The sequence below is a fragment of the Mycobacterium sp. GA-0227b genome (assembly GCF_001499855.1).
Classification (GTDB): domain Bacteria; phylum Actinomycetota; class Actinomycetes; order Mycobacteriales; family Mycobacteriaceae; genus Mycobacterium.
In genome coordinates, this window is sequence record NZ_LQIK01000012.1 from 240,088 (window position 1) to 253,752 (window position 13,665).

Annotated in this window: 12 protein-coding genes; 5 read left to right on the plus strand and 7 right to left on the minus strand. The window is 68.1% G+C overall.

All coding sequences use genetic code 11. The features are described 5' to 3' along the window. Positions 1-8: 8 nt before the first annotated feature. Positions 9-686 carry a DUF4245 domain-containing protein gene (locus tag AU185_RS11590; protein ID WP_059097962.1) on the minus strand — a complete coding sequence of 226 codons (678 nt, stop codon included), beginning with the start codon at positions 684-686 and terminating at the stop codon, positions 9-11. A 54-nt stretch (positions 687-740) separates the two neighbouring features. On the opposite strand from AU185_RS11590, the gene glpX reads away from it, so the two are divergent. The 4 genes from glpX (at position 741) to AU185_RS11610 (ending at position 6,520) form a co-directional block, all read left to right on the plus strand. Continuing rightward, positions 741-1,769, plus strand: coding sequence for a class II fructose-bisphosphatase (glpX, locus tag AU185_RS11595; RefSeq protein ID WP_059097963.1), 1,029 nt, complete (start codon positions 741-743; stop codon positions 1,767-1,769). Between the two features lie 123 nt (positions 1,770-1,892). Next, positions 1,893-3,311, plus strand: a complete 1,419-nt coding sequence (locus AU185_RS11600; RefSeq protein WP_059097964.1) for a class II fumarate hydratase — start codon at positions 1,893-1,895, stop codon at positions 3,309-3,311. A 102-nt stretch (positions 3,312-3,413) separates the two neighbouring features. Continuing rightward, a complete protein-coding gene (locus AU185_RS11605) occupies positions 3,414-6,197 on the plus strand; it encodes a helix-turn-helix transcriptional regulator (RefSeq protein WP_059097965.1) in 2,784 nt (927 codons plus the stop codon). Between the two features lie 80 nt (positions 6,198-6,277). Next, the gene (locus AU185_RS11610) at positions 6,278-6,520 is read left to right on the plus strand and encodes a hypothetical protein (RefSeq protein WP_059163317.1); all 243 of its coding nucleotides are present in this window, start codon (positions 6,278-6,280) and stop codon (positions 6,518-6,520) included. Between the two features lie 6 nt (positions 6,521-6,526). On the opposite strand, the gene phoH2 is transcribed toward AU185_RS11610, so the two are convergent. The 4 genes from phoH2 to AU185_RS11630 all read right to left on the minus strand — a co-directional run bounded on the left by phoH2 (position 6,527) and on the right by AU185_RS11630 (position 11,662). Next, complete coding sequence (phoH2, locus tag AU185_RS11615; RefSeq protein WP_059098413.1) at positions 6,527-7,840, minus strand: RNA 5'-3' helicase PhoH2; 1,314 nt, start codon at positions 7,838-7,840, stop codon at positions 6,527-6,529. 230 nt (positions 7,841-8,070) lie between these two features. After that, entirely contained in the window at positions 8,071-8,898 is an 828-nt protein-coding gene (locus AU185_RS11620; protein ID WP_059097966.1) for an acyl-ACP desaturase, read from the minus strand. A gap of 50 nt (positions 8,899-8,948) precedes the next feature. Beyond that, positions 8,949-10,412 carry a glycine hydroxymethyltransferase gene (locus AU185_RS11625; RefSeq protein WP_059097967.1) on the minus strand — a complete coding sequence of 488 codons (1,464 nt, stop codon included), beginning with the start codon at positions 10,410-10,412 and terminating at the stop codon, positions 8,949-8,951. A 44-nt stretch (positions 10,413-10,456) separates the two neighbouring features. Further along, positions 10,457-11,662 (minus strand): hypothetical protein, encoded by a 1,206-nt coding sequence (locus AU185_RS11630; RefSeq protein WP_059097968.1) that lies wholly within the window; start codon positions 11,660-11,662, stop codon positions 10,457-10,459. Between the two features lie 30 nt (positions 11,663-11,692). On the opposite strand from AU185_RS11630, the gene coaA reads away from it, so the two are divergent. After that, complete coding sequence (coaA, locus tag AU185_RS11635) at positions 11,693-12,631, plus strand: type I pantothenate kinase (protein WP_059097969.1); 939 nt, start codon at positions 11,693-11,695, stop codon at positions 12,629-12,631. Positions 12,632-12,658: 27 nt separating this feature from the next. Here coaA and AU185_RS11640 read toward each other — a convergent pair whose 3' ends face one another. After that, positions 12,659-13,069, minus strand: a complete 411-nt coding sequence (locus AU185_RS11640) for a hypothetical protein (protein WP_059097970.1) — start codon at positions 13,067-13,069, stop codon at positions 12,659-12,661. A 107-nt stretch (positions 13,070-13,176) separates the two neighbouring features. Beyond that, positions 13,177-13,602, minus strand: a complete 426-nt coding sequence (locus AU185_RS11645) for a hypothetical protein (protein WP_059097971.1) — start codon at positions 13,600-13,602, stop codon at positions 13,177-13,179. Positions 13,603-13,665 lie beyond the last annotated feature (63 nt).

The window sequence follows — 13,665 nt, forward strand, 5'->3', positions numbered from 1 at the left end:
TCCGTCCGTTACTTGGCGGGCAGTGGCGATGCGGTCTGCGTCGCCGCCGCCAGCGTACGGTACTCGTCGGTACCCGCGGCGCCGGTCAGCGCGATCTGCGCGGGCCCGGTCGGACCGGCCAGCCGCGTCGTCCACACCGGTTCGGCGGGCTCGCCGTCGCCATCGGTGCCCTCGTAGACCACCCATGTCACGCCGTCGACGTCCTGCACCCCGGTCGGCACCACGTCGGGATTGATCGAGCCGACCAGCTTGGCTTCGTCGGCGTTGCTCTGCGTCAGGCTGAGGTACATCCCGCCCGGTGTCAGGAACCCGACCGTGGAGCTGACCGCGCGCGCCGGCTGGCCCGACGCGGGATCGGTGCGTCCGCCGTCGATGCCCTTGCGGCTACCGGAGTTGGAGTGCCAGCCCTCGGGCAGTTCGGGCAATCGGATGGGGATCTCGAGCGCATCGGCGTCGGCCTGTAGCGCGGCCCGGGCGTCGTAGGACGGCGCTGGACCCTGCCCCGGCCCGGCGGGCTGAAACGAGCACATGCCCAGCAGACCGGCCAGAACGATGCAGGCCAGCACCAGCGGCGCCATCGACCAGAACATGTCGCGGCCGTCCTGCAGCAGCCGCGACTTGGCGGGCCGGGGGTGCGGCGCCGGTTGGGCGGCGGCCGCGGCGCGGGGTTCGGGCTGTTCTTCCATTGCCGCCAGTATCCCAGCTCTCACAGGCCGACCGGCTAATGGGACAATCTGCGCATGAGTCCGGCCCGCGGGGAAGCCCCCGATCGAAATCTCGCCCTCGAACTCGTCCGAGTCACCGAAGCCGGTGCGATGGCCGCCGGCCGCTGGGTAGGCCGCGGCGACAAGGAGGGTGGCGACGGCGCGGCCGTGGACGCCATGCGCGAGTTGGTCAACTCGGTGTCGATGCGCGGGGTCGTGGTGATCGGCGAGGGTGAGAAGGACAACGCGCCGATGCTCTACAACGGCGAGGAGGTCGGCAACGGCGACGGGCCGGAGTGTGACTTCGCCGTCGACCCGATCGACGGCACCACGTTGATGAGCAAGGGCCTGTCCAACGCGATCTCGGTGCTCGCGGTGTCCGAGCGCGGCACCATGTTCGACCCGTCGGCGGTGTTCTACATGAGCAAGATCGCCGTCGGCCCCGAGGCTGTCGACGCGATCGACATCACCGCGCCGATCGGGGAGAACATCCGCAAGGTAGCCAAGGCCAAGAATGTCTCGGTCTCCGACCTGACCGTCTGCATCCTCGACCGGCCCCGCCATCAGCAGCTGATCGCCGACGTGCGCGAGGCCGGCGCGAGGTGCCGGCTGATCACCGACGGCGATGTCGCGGGCGCGATCTCGGCGTGCCGGCCGAACACCAGCACCGACATGCTGGCCGGCATCGGCGGCACACCGGAAGGGATCATCGCCGCGGCCGCCATCCGATGCATGGGCGGCGAGATCCAGGGGCAGCTGGCACCCAGAGACGACGAGGAGCGTCAGAAGGCCCTCGACCGCGGCCACGACCTGGATCGCGTGCTGACGACCGAGGACCTGGTCTCCGGTGACAACGTGTTCTTCTGCGCGACCGGGGTCACCGACGGCGACCTGCTCAAGGGCGTCCACTTCTACAGCGGTGGCTGCACCACCCAGTCGATCGTGATGCGGTCGAAGTCGGGCACCGTGCGGATGATCGAGGCGTACCACCGGTTGTCCAAGCTCAGCGAATACTCTGCGATCGACTTCACCGGCGACAGCAACGCCGTCTACCCGCTGCCGTAACACCCAGACACGAAGGGACCACATGAGCATCCGAAGACAACCGCGAGTGAGGATCGCAGCGAGGAACGAGCGAGGACCGGTGGGCCCACGCCCGCAGGGCAGGGGACGAGCGGGAGGCGAGGCATGAGCATCGACTCGTCTCAGGACGTCGAGTACCGCATCGAGCACGACACCATGGGCGAGGTCCGAGTGCCAGTCAATGCGCTGTGGCGCGCGCAGACGCAGCGCGCCGTGGAGAACTTCCCGATCTCCGGCCGCGGTCTCGAGCGCACCCAGATCCGGGCTCTCGGCCTGCTCAAGGGCGCCTGTGCGCAGGTGAACAAGGACCTCGGCCTGCTGGCAGCGGACAAGGCCGACGCGATCATCGCCGCGGCCGGTGAGATCGCCGACGGCAGGCACGATGACCAGTTCCCGATCGACGTCTTCCAGACCGGTTCGGGCACCAGCTCGAACATGAACACCAACGAGGTGATCGCGGGCATCGCGGCGCGCAACGGTGTGACCGTGCATCCCAACGACGACGTGAACATGTCGCAGTCGTCGAACGACACCTTCCCCACCGCGACGCACATCGCCGCGACGGAAGCCGCTGTGCGCCATCTGATCCCGGCGCTCGAGGTGCTGCACGAGTCGCTGGATTCCAAGGCCCGGCAGTGGCGCACCGTCGTCAAGTCCGGTCGCACTCATCTGATGGACGCCGTCCCGGTGACGCTGGGCCAGGAGTTCGGCGGCTATGCCCGTCAGATCGAGGCGGGCATAGAAAGGGTGCGGGCCACGCTGCCGCGGCTGGGTGAACTGGCCATCGGCGGCACCGCGGTCGGCACCGGGCTCAACGCGCCCGACGATTTCGACGAGCGCGTCGTCGCCGTGCTCAGCGAGCAGACCGGGCTGGCCGAATTGCGGGTGGCGGCCAACCATTTCGAGGCACAGGCCGCCCGCGACGGGCTGGTGGAAGCGTCCGGCGCGCTGCGCACCATCGCCGTGTCGCTGACCAAGATCGCCAACGACATCCGATGGATGGGCTCGGGGCCGCTGACCGGGCTCGGCGAGATCCAGCTGCCGGATCTGCAACCGGGCAGCTCGATCATGCCCGGCAAGGTGAATCCGGTGATTCCCGAGGCGGTCACGCAGGTGGCCGCGCAGGTGATCGGCAATGACGCCGCGATCGCTTTCGGAGGCGCGTCCGGTGCTTTCGAACTCAACGTCTACATCCCGATGATGGCGCGCAACATCCTCGAGTCATTCAAGATCCTGACCAACTCCTCGAAGCTGTTCGCCGAACGCTGCATCGACGGCCTGGTGGCCAACGAGGAGCGGTTGCGCGAGTTGGCGGAGTCGTCGCCCTCGATCGTGACGCCGCTGAACTCGGCCATCGGTTACGAGGAGGCCGCAGCGGTCGCCAAGCAGGCGCTCAAGGAGAAGAAGACCATCCGCCAGACCGTCATCGACCGAGGGCTGATCGGCGACAAGTTGTCCGAGGAAGAACTGGACAAGCGTCTCGACGTCTTGGCGATGGCCAAGGTGAAGGACGACGACCGCTAGGGCATCCGCCGGGCGTCATGGGTGAACCCCGACACCAACGGGTATAGGGACGCTCAGCCGAAGTATCTCGATCGGCTGTGAGCAGCTGCGATCCTGGGGGACATGCCGAGGGACGTCGTGATCGGCCAGTCGACACATCTGCGCGCCGTCGCCACCTTCCTGGAGTCGGCGGATGTCGGCCCGTCGGCGCTGCTGATCGAGGGTGAGGCCGGGATCGGCAAGACCACGTTGTGGTCGGCCGCCGTCGAGCAGGCGCGACAGCGCGGTTTCGGGGTCCTCTCCACGCGCGCGACGGCCGCCGAATCCGTGCTCGCCTACACCGCTCTGGCGGACCTGCTCGACGACGCAGACACCGGCGCCTGGGCCGACTTGCCGACCCCTCAACGCCTCGCGCTCGATCAGGTGCTGCTGCGCGCAGACAACGATGCGGTGACCGACCAACGGGCGGTGGCCGCGGCGTTCCTCTCGGTGCTCGAGCGAATCTCTGACGAGCAGCCCGTCCTGGTGGCCATCGACGACCTGCAGTGGCTCGACCCGTCGAGCGTGCACGTGCTCGCGTTCGCGGCGCGCCGGCTCACCGGGCCCACGGGACTGCTGGCCAGTATCCGGACTGATTCCGGCGATGGCGCGGGCACCGCCTGGCTGCAGCTGCCGCGGCCCGAGGCGGTCCATCGAATCCGGTTGAGCCCGTTGAGCGTTCAAGACCTTCATGCCGCGGTGTCCATGCGGCTGCGACGGCCGTTCTCCCGCCCCACGGTCGGGCGGATCCACCGGGTCTCGGGTGGAAACCCGTTCTACGCAATCGAATTGGCCCGCTCGATCGACGAACGCTCTTCGGGTATCGATCCGTCGCTGCCCCAAACGCTGACCGACGTGGTACGTGCCCGGCTGGACGGCCTCGACACCGACGTCAACGACGCGTTGCTCGCCGCCGCGTGCCTGGCCGTGCCCACGGTGGAACTGGTGTCGCAAGCGACGACGGGCGACGACGACCGGCTCGTCGATCTGTTGGAGACGGCCGAGAGCAAAGGCATTGTCGCGATCGACGGCAACCGGATCCGGTTTGCCCATCCGCTACTGGCGACGGGCGTCTACACCCAGGCCTCGCCCGGTCAGCGCCGGTCGATGCACCGCCGGCTCGCCGAGATCGTCGACGAGCCCGAGCTGCGGGCCAGGCATCTGGCGCTGGCTGCCACCCGCGGCGACGAGATCACGTTGCGGGCGCTGGACACGGCGGCGGATTCGGCGCGGGTGCGCGGAGCGCCAGCGGCGGCGGCCGAATTGATGGACCTGGCGATCAGACTCGGCGGCGACACCCCGCAGCGGCGGCTGCGCTCGGCGCTGCACCACTTCGATGCCGGGAACTCCGAACGGGCGGCTGCGGTCCTCGAGGAGGCGATCGAGCACCTGCCGCCAGGCACGTTGCGCGCCGAAGCGTTGAGCCGCCTGGCCGTGGTGCGGCTCTACGGGGAGGGCTTCATCGAAGGCACACGCTTGCTGTGCGACGCGCTCGACGAAGACCATGACAACCGCGCGCTGCGGGTACAGACGCTGATCACGTTGGCCTACACGCTGTTTCACGGCAACGACTTGCAGAAGGGCGTTGCGACCGCCGAGGAGGCGGTCGCGTGCGCCGCGGGCGTCGACAACCCGCATTTGCTCGGCATGGCGCTCGGGATGCTGGTCATAATGCGGTTCGCCGCGGGCGAGGGCTACGACGACGAGTTGCTGCGGCGGGCGCTGGAGCTGGAGGACCCGGAGGCCTACACACCGCTGGTGTTCCGGCCCGCCGTGCAGCACGCGCTGCTGCTGGAATGGACCGGCCGGCTCGACGAGGCGCGCGAGGAGCTGGACAAGATCCTGGCCCGCTGCCTGGAGAAGGGCGAAGAAGGCGAGCACGTGTTCGTCTCGCAGCATGTGGTGACGAACGCGATCTGGCGGGGCGACTTCGTCTGGGCCAACCTGGTCGCCGAGGACGCGCTGGAGAAGGCGCGGCAGATCGGCGGCGACACCCCGCAGTTCCTGACCCAAAGCCTGCGCGCACAGCTGACCGCGTTCGCCGGCCAGGAGGACGCCGCGCGCCAAGCGATCGACGACGCCCTCGAATGTGCCAGGCGCACCGGGGCATTCCGGCTGGCGCAGCGGGTGCTGGCCGCTTTGGGCTTCCTCGAGGTGTCGCTGGGCAACTACCAGGCCGCGGTGACCGCGCTGCAGCCGATGCTGACGCAATTCGATCCGGAGAAGACGCCGACCGAACTGCCCAATGCCGCCTTTCTGCCGGACGCCGTCGAGGCGCTTGTCCGACTGGACCGCCTCACCGAGGCCGAGCCGCTCATCGCAGCGCTGGAGAACAACGGCCGCCGGCTCAACCGCCAGTGGATGCTCGCGGTGGGCGCACGGTCGCGCGCCATGCTGTTGGCCGCCCGCGGCGACCTCGACGGCGCCCACGACGCGGCGCGGCAGGCGATGACCGCACACGAGGACCTGCCGATGCCCTTCGAGCGCGGGCGGACGCTGCTGACCCTGGGCCGGCTCGAGCGTCGTCAGCGCAGGAAGGAGTCGGCGTCGGCGCACCTGCAGGAAGCAGTGGAGATATTCGAGCGCCTGAACATCCCGCTGTGGGCGGCCCGGGCCCGCGCCGAGCTTTCCCTCTCGAGCGTGGGACGACACGGCACCGGCGACCTGACGCCGTCCGAGCGGCGGGTCGCCGAGCTCGCCGCATCGGGGATGAAGAACCGCGACGTCGCGGCCGCGCTGTTCATCAGCCCGAAGACCGTCGAGGCCAACCTTGCCCGCATCTACCGCAAACTCGGCATCAGGTCGCGGGCGGAGCTGGGCCGGCACCTCGGCAGGCCGCACGCGCCCGAAACATCGACCGGGGCATAGGGAAATTCCCTATTCCCCTGTGGCGGCGAAAGATTTACCGTCAAATGGCTGCCCCGTCACCCCGATCGACAGGAGGACCGGTGCGTCTCGACGAAGCTTCCGCGACCCTGACCGACAAGAACACCGCTCTGGTCACGACGGCCACCAGCCAGCCCGCTCTGCGCACCGGGTTCGCGGTGCTGGGCCTGGTGTCGCTGCTCGACCTGCCGCGCGGCGACCGCGCCGATCGGGTGGTGGCGCTGGGTGGGGCGGCGGCCGCCGGCTGGTACCTGGCCCGCAGTAGCCGCCACCGCCAGGGACTTGGGCGCGCTACCGATCGCTGAGAGCCATCACGGCAGCGCGCCGGGGCTGATCTCCTCCAGCATCTCGGTCACCAGCGCGGCAATCGGCGAGCGTTCGCTGCGCAGCAGCGTGATGTGGGCGAACAACGGATGGCCCTTGAGCTTTTCGATCACCGCCGCGACGCCGTCGTGCCGGCCGACGCGCAGATTGTCGCGCTGGGCGACATCGTGGGTGAGCACGACGCGTGACCCCGCGCCCAGTCGCGACAGCACGGTCAGCAACACGTTGCGCTCCAGCGACTGCGCCTCGTCGACGATCACGAACGAGTCGTGCAACGACCGGCCCCGGATGTGCGTCAGCGGCAACACCTCGAGCATGCCGCGCGCCAGCACCTCCTCGAGCACCGCGGGGCTGGCCAACCCCTCGAGCGTGTCGAAGACCGCCTGCGCCCACGGGCCCATCTTCTCGCTCTCGCTGCCGGGCAGGTAGCCGAGGTCCTGCCCGCCGACCGCGTACAGCGGACGGAACACCACGACCTTGCGCTGGGTGCGGCGCTCCAGCACGGCCTCCAGCCCTGCGCACAGCGCCAGCGCGGATTTGCCGGTACCAGCCTTGCCGCCGAGCGACACGATGCCGACGGACTCGTCGAGCAGCAGGTCCAACGCCACCCGTTGTTCGGCGGAGCGGCCGCGCAGCCCGAACGCCTCCCTGTCCCCGCGCACCAACTGCACCCGCTTCTCCGGCGTCACCCTGCCCAGCGCGTGCGAGGTGCCGCCGAGCAATCGAATCCCGGTGTGGCAGGGCAGGTTTCGAGCAGCCTCCAGATCCGTCTCGCCGTCGGCGAACAGCGCATCGATGTCGTCGGCGCCGACCTCCACCTCGGCCATCCCCGTCCAGCCGGATGTGATGACGTCCTGGGCGTGGTATTCGTCGGCCGACAACCCGACCGCACCGGCCTTCACCCGCAGCGGGATGTCCTTGCTCACCAGCGTGACATGCTTACCTTCGGCTGCCAGGTTGGCCGCGACGGTCAGGATCCGCGCATCGTTGCTGTCGGTGCGAAACCCCGCCGGTAGCACCGACGGATCGCTGTGGTTGAGCTCTACGTGAAGTGAACCGCCTTGTACGCCAACGGGAATCGGCTGATCGAGCCGGCCGTATTCGAGCCGCAGATCGTCGAACATCCGCAGTGCCTGACGCGCGAACCAGCCGAGCTCATGATGGTGACGCTTGGCTTCGAGTTCGCTGATCACCACCAGCGGAACCACGACCTCATGCTCGGCAAAGCGCGTGCCGGCCCAGGGATCTGACAGCAGCACCGAGGTATCGAGCACATAGGTCCGAACGGCCGATTCAGTCACGTGGCGCTCCTCGCGTCTCACTTGGCTTCATGCGGCCCCGCACGAACCTTCGGCGGACACTGCGGCACTGAGACCGGGGCCGGTCCCTTCGTGATCGAAACGATCGGTACCGCCCGGACAGCAAAGCAAGTCGCTAGCCATCGGAAGCGACGCTACTCCCGTTGCGGCACATGCGCCGTGCAGGCGCGCCGTAGTGTTCGCCGCTGCTCGCGAGTGCGGTGACCGGCCGGTTACGCGGAGGCGAACTCGCGCAGCTTCGGCTCGTCGGCCAGTCCCCAGGCGGCGATCCGGTCGGCGGTCACCTGGCGCAACTGCTCGGGCCCGAAGATGCCGGCCTCGGCGACGCGCTGCAGCTTGTCTGCGTAGGCGTCGATGTCGCCGCCGACGACGTCGAGTTCGGCGGCGCGGTGTGCGATCGCATCGACGGTTTCGTCGCGGCTGGTCGACAGCAGATGCGCGACGAGGTTGGCGAAGAACTCCTCATGTCGTTCCTCGTCCTTGGCGATGCGCCCGATGAGGCGCTTGAGCACCGGTTCGGTGATCTTGGCCTCGAGGTTGCGGCAGAAGACGGCGTGCGCCCGTTCGAAGAACGCCATGAACACCAGCCGCTCGACCTGGCTGTAGGTGTCGGCGCGGTAACCCTTCATCACGTGCTCAACGCGCACGTCCTCGTTGGCGGCCGGGTCGATCTCGCGAGTCACGACGAGGTAGTTGCGCAGCGCGATCGCGTGCAGGTGCTCCTCCGCGGTCCACCGGCCGATCCAGCGGCCCCACTTCTCCTCGAGGATGAAGCTGAACACGAACTCGCGGTGAAAGCTCGCGAGGTTGTCCTTGGTGATGAGCAGGATCTCCAGCGCATCGGTGACGTCTTTCGGCAGCGTCACCTGCGACGGGTCCCAGTCCTTCCCGCCGAGAAACGCGAAGTTCTCGCCCTGGTCGAACGGTACGTAGTCGTGCGCGTACCAGAGGTCCTCGGAATCGATGTGACGACGCAGCTCCTGCTGCACGACCGGCTCGAGTTCGAGGATCAGCGCATTCGGTACAGGTTTCTGTGCCATAAAAGTAACTGTAACCCGAGTTCACACGTTCTCTGAAATCGGCTCGCCACTTACAGCTGCAACCCCGGGTACAGCGGGTTTGCGGTCAGCAGCTCGGCGGACGCGGCGTGCACACGCTCGGCGGTGCCGTCGGCGAGGGTGTATTTGGCCTTCGATGTGCCCTGGGGTTCGGTGTTCGACAGCACGTCGACGATCAGCTCGGCCACCCGGTCGAAATCGTCGGCGCCGAACCCGCGCGTGGTCAGCGCCGGCGTGCCGAGACGGATGCCGCTGGTGTACCAGGCGCCGTTCGGATCCGCCGGCACGGAGTTGCGGTTGGTGACGATGCCCGCGTCGAGCAGTGCGGACTCGGCCTGCCGGCCGGTCAGGCCGAACGAGGTGACGTCGAGCAGCACGAGGTGGTTGTCGGTGCCGCCAGTCACCAGCCCTGCGTCGCGCTTGAGGAAGCCGTCCGCCAGTGCCTGCGCGTTGTCGGCGACGCGCTGCGCATACGCCTGGAACGCGGGCTGGCGGGCCTCGGCAAGCGCGACGGCCTTGGCCGCCATCACGTGCGACAGCGGTCCGCCCAGCACCATCGGGCAGCCCTTGTCGACGGCGTCGGAGAACTCCGGCTGGGCCAGCACCATCCCGCCGCGCGGCCCGCGCAGCGACTTGTGGGTCGTCGTGGTGGTGACGTGCGCGTGCGGCACCGGATCCTCGTCGCCGGTGAAGACCTTGCCCGCGACGAGGCCCGCGAAGTGCGCCATGTCGACCATCAACGTCGCACCCACCTCGTCGGCGATCTCGCGCATCGTGGCGAAGTTGACGCGCCGCGGATAGGCCGAGTACCCCGCCACGATGATCAGCGGCTTGAACTCGCGGGCGGCTTCGGCCACCGCGCTGTAGTCCAGAAAACCGGTGCCCGGATCGGTGCCGTAGCTGCGCTGGTGGAACATCTTGCCGGAGATGTTCGGCCGGAAGCCGTGGGTGAGGTGGCCGCCGGCGTCCAGTGACATTCCCAACAGCCGCTGGTTGCCGAGCTTGTTGCGCAACGTCTCCCAGTCCTGTTCGGACAGCTCGTTGACGTGCTTGGCATTGAGTTCGGCAAGGCTGGGTGCTTCTATGCGGGTGGCCAGGATCGCCCAGAACGCAACGAGGTTGGCGTCGATACCGGAGTGCGGTTGCACGTAGGCGTACGGCGCTCCGAATAGTTCACGGGCGTGTTCGGCGGCGAGGCTCTCGACGGTGTCGACGTTCTGGCAGCCCGCATAGAACCGGTGCCCGATCGTGCCCTCGGCGTACTTGTCGGAGAACCACGTGCCCATGGTCAGCAGCACCGCCGGCGAGGCGTAATTCTCGCTGGCGATCAGCTTGAGCGAATCCCGTTGGTCGGCAAGCTCTTTGCGCGTCGCCGCCGCGATGCGCGGCTCGACGGATTCGATGACCTGCAGCGCGGCCCGGTAGGCGGCACTCGCGGTCTCGGCGTACTCCGCGCCGGGAGCGCCAGCGTGTGAGGTCACGGGGTCTGCAGTCATGGGGCTAGCCTACTTTCCGCTGCTCTCGCGAACGGCACCCCGCCTCAGGCAGCCCGCAGCGCCGATGGGATCAGCGGCTCGTCGAGCAGCGTCCCGAACCGTTGGGTCAAGCTGACGTGGTCGGGCCTGGCGTCCAGCCAACTCCGCAGCAGCCGGTAGCCCTCGACGTACGTGCTGGTGTAGGCGCGCCACAGCGGCGAGGACAAGAACCGCAACATCTGGCGGGCGCGCTCGTCGTTGACCAACAGCCACCGCTTGAGGAACTCGACGACCTCATCGACGTCGCGGTGCTCGTCGTGCAGCATCAGCGCGGCGTCCTGCCGCACCTCCGCGAGCGCCGATGCCGCCTCCGACACCGCCTGAGCGCGGTCGCCGTCGAACCGCAGCCCCAGGTCGGCGTAGATCTCGCCGGCCCACGCGCCCCAGTCCGGGCCGATCGCCGCGTAGAGCGCGAGGTCGGCCAGGCCCTCGGCCATCAGGCACTGGGGGGTGTTGACCAGGAAGATCGTCTGCTCCGTCTGGCCCCTGACCTCGACCAGACCCGCCTCCTTACGGCAGTGCTCGGTGTGGTGGCCGGGATAGGACTCGTGGGCGACCAGCCGCGGCAGGTTCGACATCTGCTGTCTGAGGTCCGCATTGACGGCCACGGTCGACTTGTAATCCCCGTGGTAGTAATTGAAGCCCGACCACGGCTTGTCGGTGACCACCTCATAGGTGACGGTCTCGGCGTCGGGCAGCGGATACTCCGCACGCACGCCGTCGCGCAGCGCGCTGGAGAACGCGTGAATGCACTCCTCGAGGCGGGCGGGCGGGATCTCCTCCCCTGCCCGGTAGGCCTGCATCCGGTCGGCGAGCGAACCGGTCCCGCCCAACACTTCGTCGAGTCGCCGATGGGCCTGCCGGTACTGCTCGGGATCGCCCTTGCTGATGCGCACATCGAAGTACGCCTGCACCTCGTCGACGAAGCCGACGTCCTCGCCGGCGAACTTGCGGCCGGCGCAGGCGAGAGCGCGCAAATGGGCGGCGACGTAGTCGGCCCGCTGCTGGTCGAGGCCCGCGGGCAGCTCCGCCAGCAGCCGCTCGGCCTGCCGGGCCAAGTCGGCGGGATCCGGCGGCGGCTCGGCGGCCACCGCGCGCCGCAGCGCCGGATCGCCGGTGAATGAGTCGACGTAGCCCTCCTCCACCCGGTCGAAGCGCAAACCGAGCAGCAGATACTCCCGGACTGCCGAAACTGAGGTGCTGGCGATCATGGTCTCAACGGTAAATGCAAGACTGAGCGCATGGCGCGGCTGAGTGAACCCAGCCCATATGTGGAGTTCGACCGGAGTCAGTGGCGGAATCTACGCATGTCGACTCCGCTGAAGCTCACTGAGGACGAGCTGAAGAAGCTGCGCGGTATCGGCGAAAAGATCGACCTGCTCGAAGTCGAGGAGGTCTATCTCCCGCTGGCGCGGCTGATTCACCTTCAGGTTGCCGCGCGCCAACGGTTGTTCGCGACGACCGCCGAGTTCCTCGGTGAGCCTCAGCAGAATCCGGACCGGCCGGTGCCGTTCGTCATCGGCGTTGCGGGCAGCGTCGCGGTCGGCAAATCCACGACGGCCCGTGTGCTGCAGGCACTTCTGGCCCGTTGGGAACATCATCCGCGGGTCGATCTGGTCACCACCGACGGGTTCCTCTATCCGAATTCCGAGTTGGTGCGCCGGAACTTGATGGGCCGCAAAGGTTTTCCCGAAAGCTACGACCGTCGTGCGCTGATGCGGTTCGTCACGACGGTCAAGTCCGGTTCGGAATACGCGTGTGCGCCCGTGTATTCGCATCTGCTGTATGACATCGTGCCGGGTGAAAAGCAGATCGTCCGTCATCCGGACATCCTGATCCTCGAGGGCCTCAACGTGTTACAGACGGGGCCGACGCTGATGGTGTCCGACCTGTTCGACTTCTCGGTCTATGTCGATGCCCGCATCGACGACATCGAACAGTGGTACATCGACCGGTTTCTGGGCCTGCGGTCGACGTCGTTCGCCGATCCTGCTTCCCACTTTCACCACTACGCGACGCTCACCGACGAGCAGGCGGTGTTCGCCGCCCGCGACATCTGGCATTCCATCAACCGGCCGAACCTGATCGAGAACATCCTGCCGACCCGACCGCGCGCGACGCTGGTGTTGCGCAAGGACGCCGACCACTCGATCAACCGGTTGCGGCTGCGCAAGTTGTAGCTGCCACGCGCGGGCAGACGCGTTCGCCTACCGCTTGATTCGGCGCCAGCCCTGGTATTGCAGCTCGGCGAATGCCAGCGTGTACACACCGGTCGCGAGCGTCAGCACCACGCCGATCGTCGTCAGCGGGAACACGTCGGAGACGACCAGCACCACCGCGGCGACGGCGTACACGACGTTGGCGACGATCACCGCCATGCCTGCCCGCTTCACCGAGGGCAGCGCCGCGAGGCCGAGCACAGCCAACCCGTAGGCGATGAAGAAAGCGCTCATCGCGTACTCGAAGGTGATCGTGGTGCCCGACGTCTCGGCCAGCCAGCCGGCGAGCGGCAGCCCGGCGATCCCGGCCAGGCCGGTCAGGATGGCGTCGGCGCGCATGGCGAAGCGCAACAGTGAGTCGGTCGACTCGTTCAGTCTGAGAGTGCTCAGTGCGGTCATCGGTGCGATTCCTTTCTGGTGGGTTATCTGGTGGGGTAGTGAGGGACCGTTCCGGAGCCGACGCCGCAACCTCTTACGACGGCGGCTCCGGACCAGTCATGAGGGGGTCACGTCAGGCGACGCACCCCGAGGTACTGGGCGTAGGCGAAGGCGAGGGTGACGGCGGTGAATCCGACGGTGCCGGCGACGCCGAGTTCCGTCAGTGGCAGCCAGCCGGCGACCAGCACCCCGCCCATCACCACCGCGAACACGACATTGCCGACGAGCACGCCGAGTCCGACGCGCCGGACGTCGGGCACTCCGGCCGCCAGAAACAGCGCGGCCCCGTAGCCGACGAGCGCGGCGCCGGCGATCCACTCGCTGGTGGCCGACAGACCGGACACTCTCGAGAGCGGGTCGGCGGCCATCGCGACGACCAGTCCGATGCCCGCGCACAGCGTCGCGTCGGCCCGTAGCGCGAAACGCAGCAGGGCGTCGGCGGCGATCTCATCGCCGGGGTCCCGGAGGGGACGGGTAGTTGTGGTGGTGGTCATGTCACCGACGATGCGCGGATACCGCTGCCAGATCGACGCAGAACGCTGCCAGTTACTGCCAAC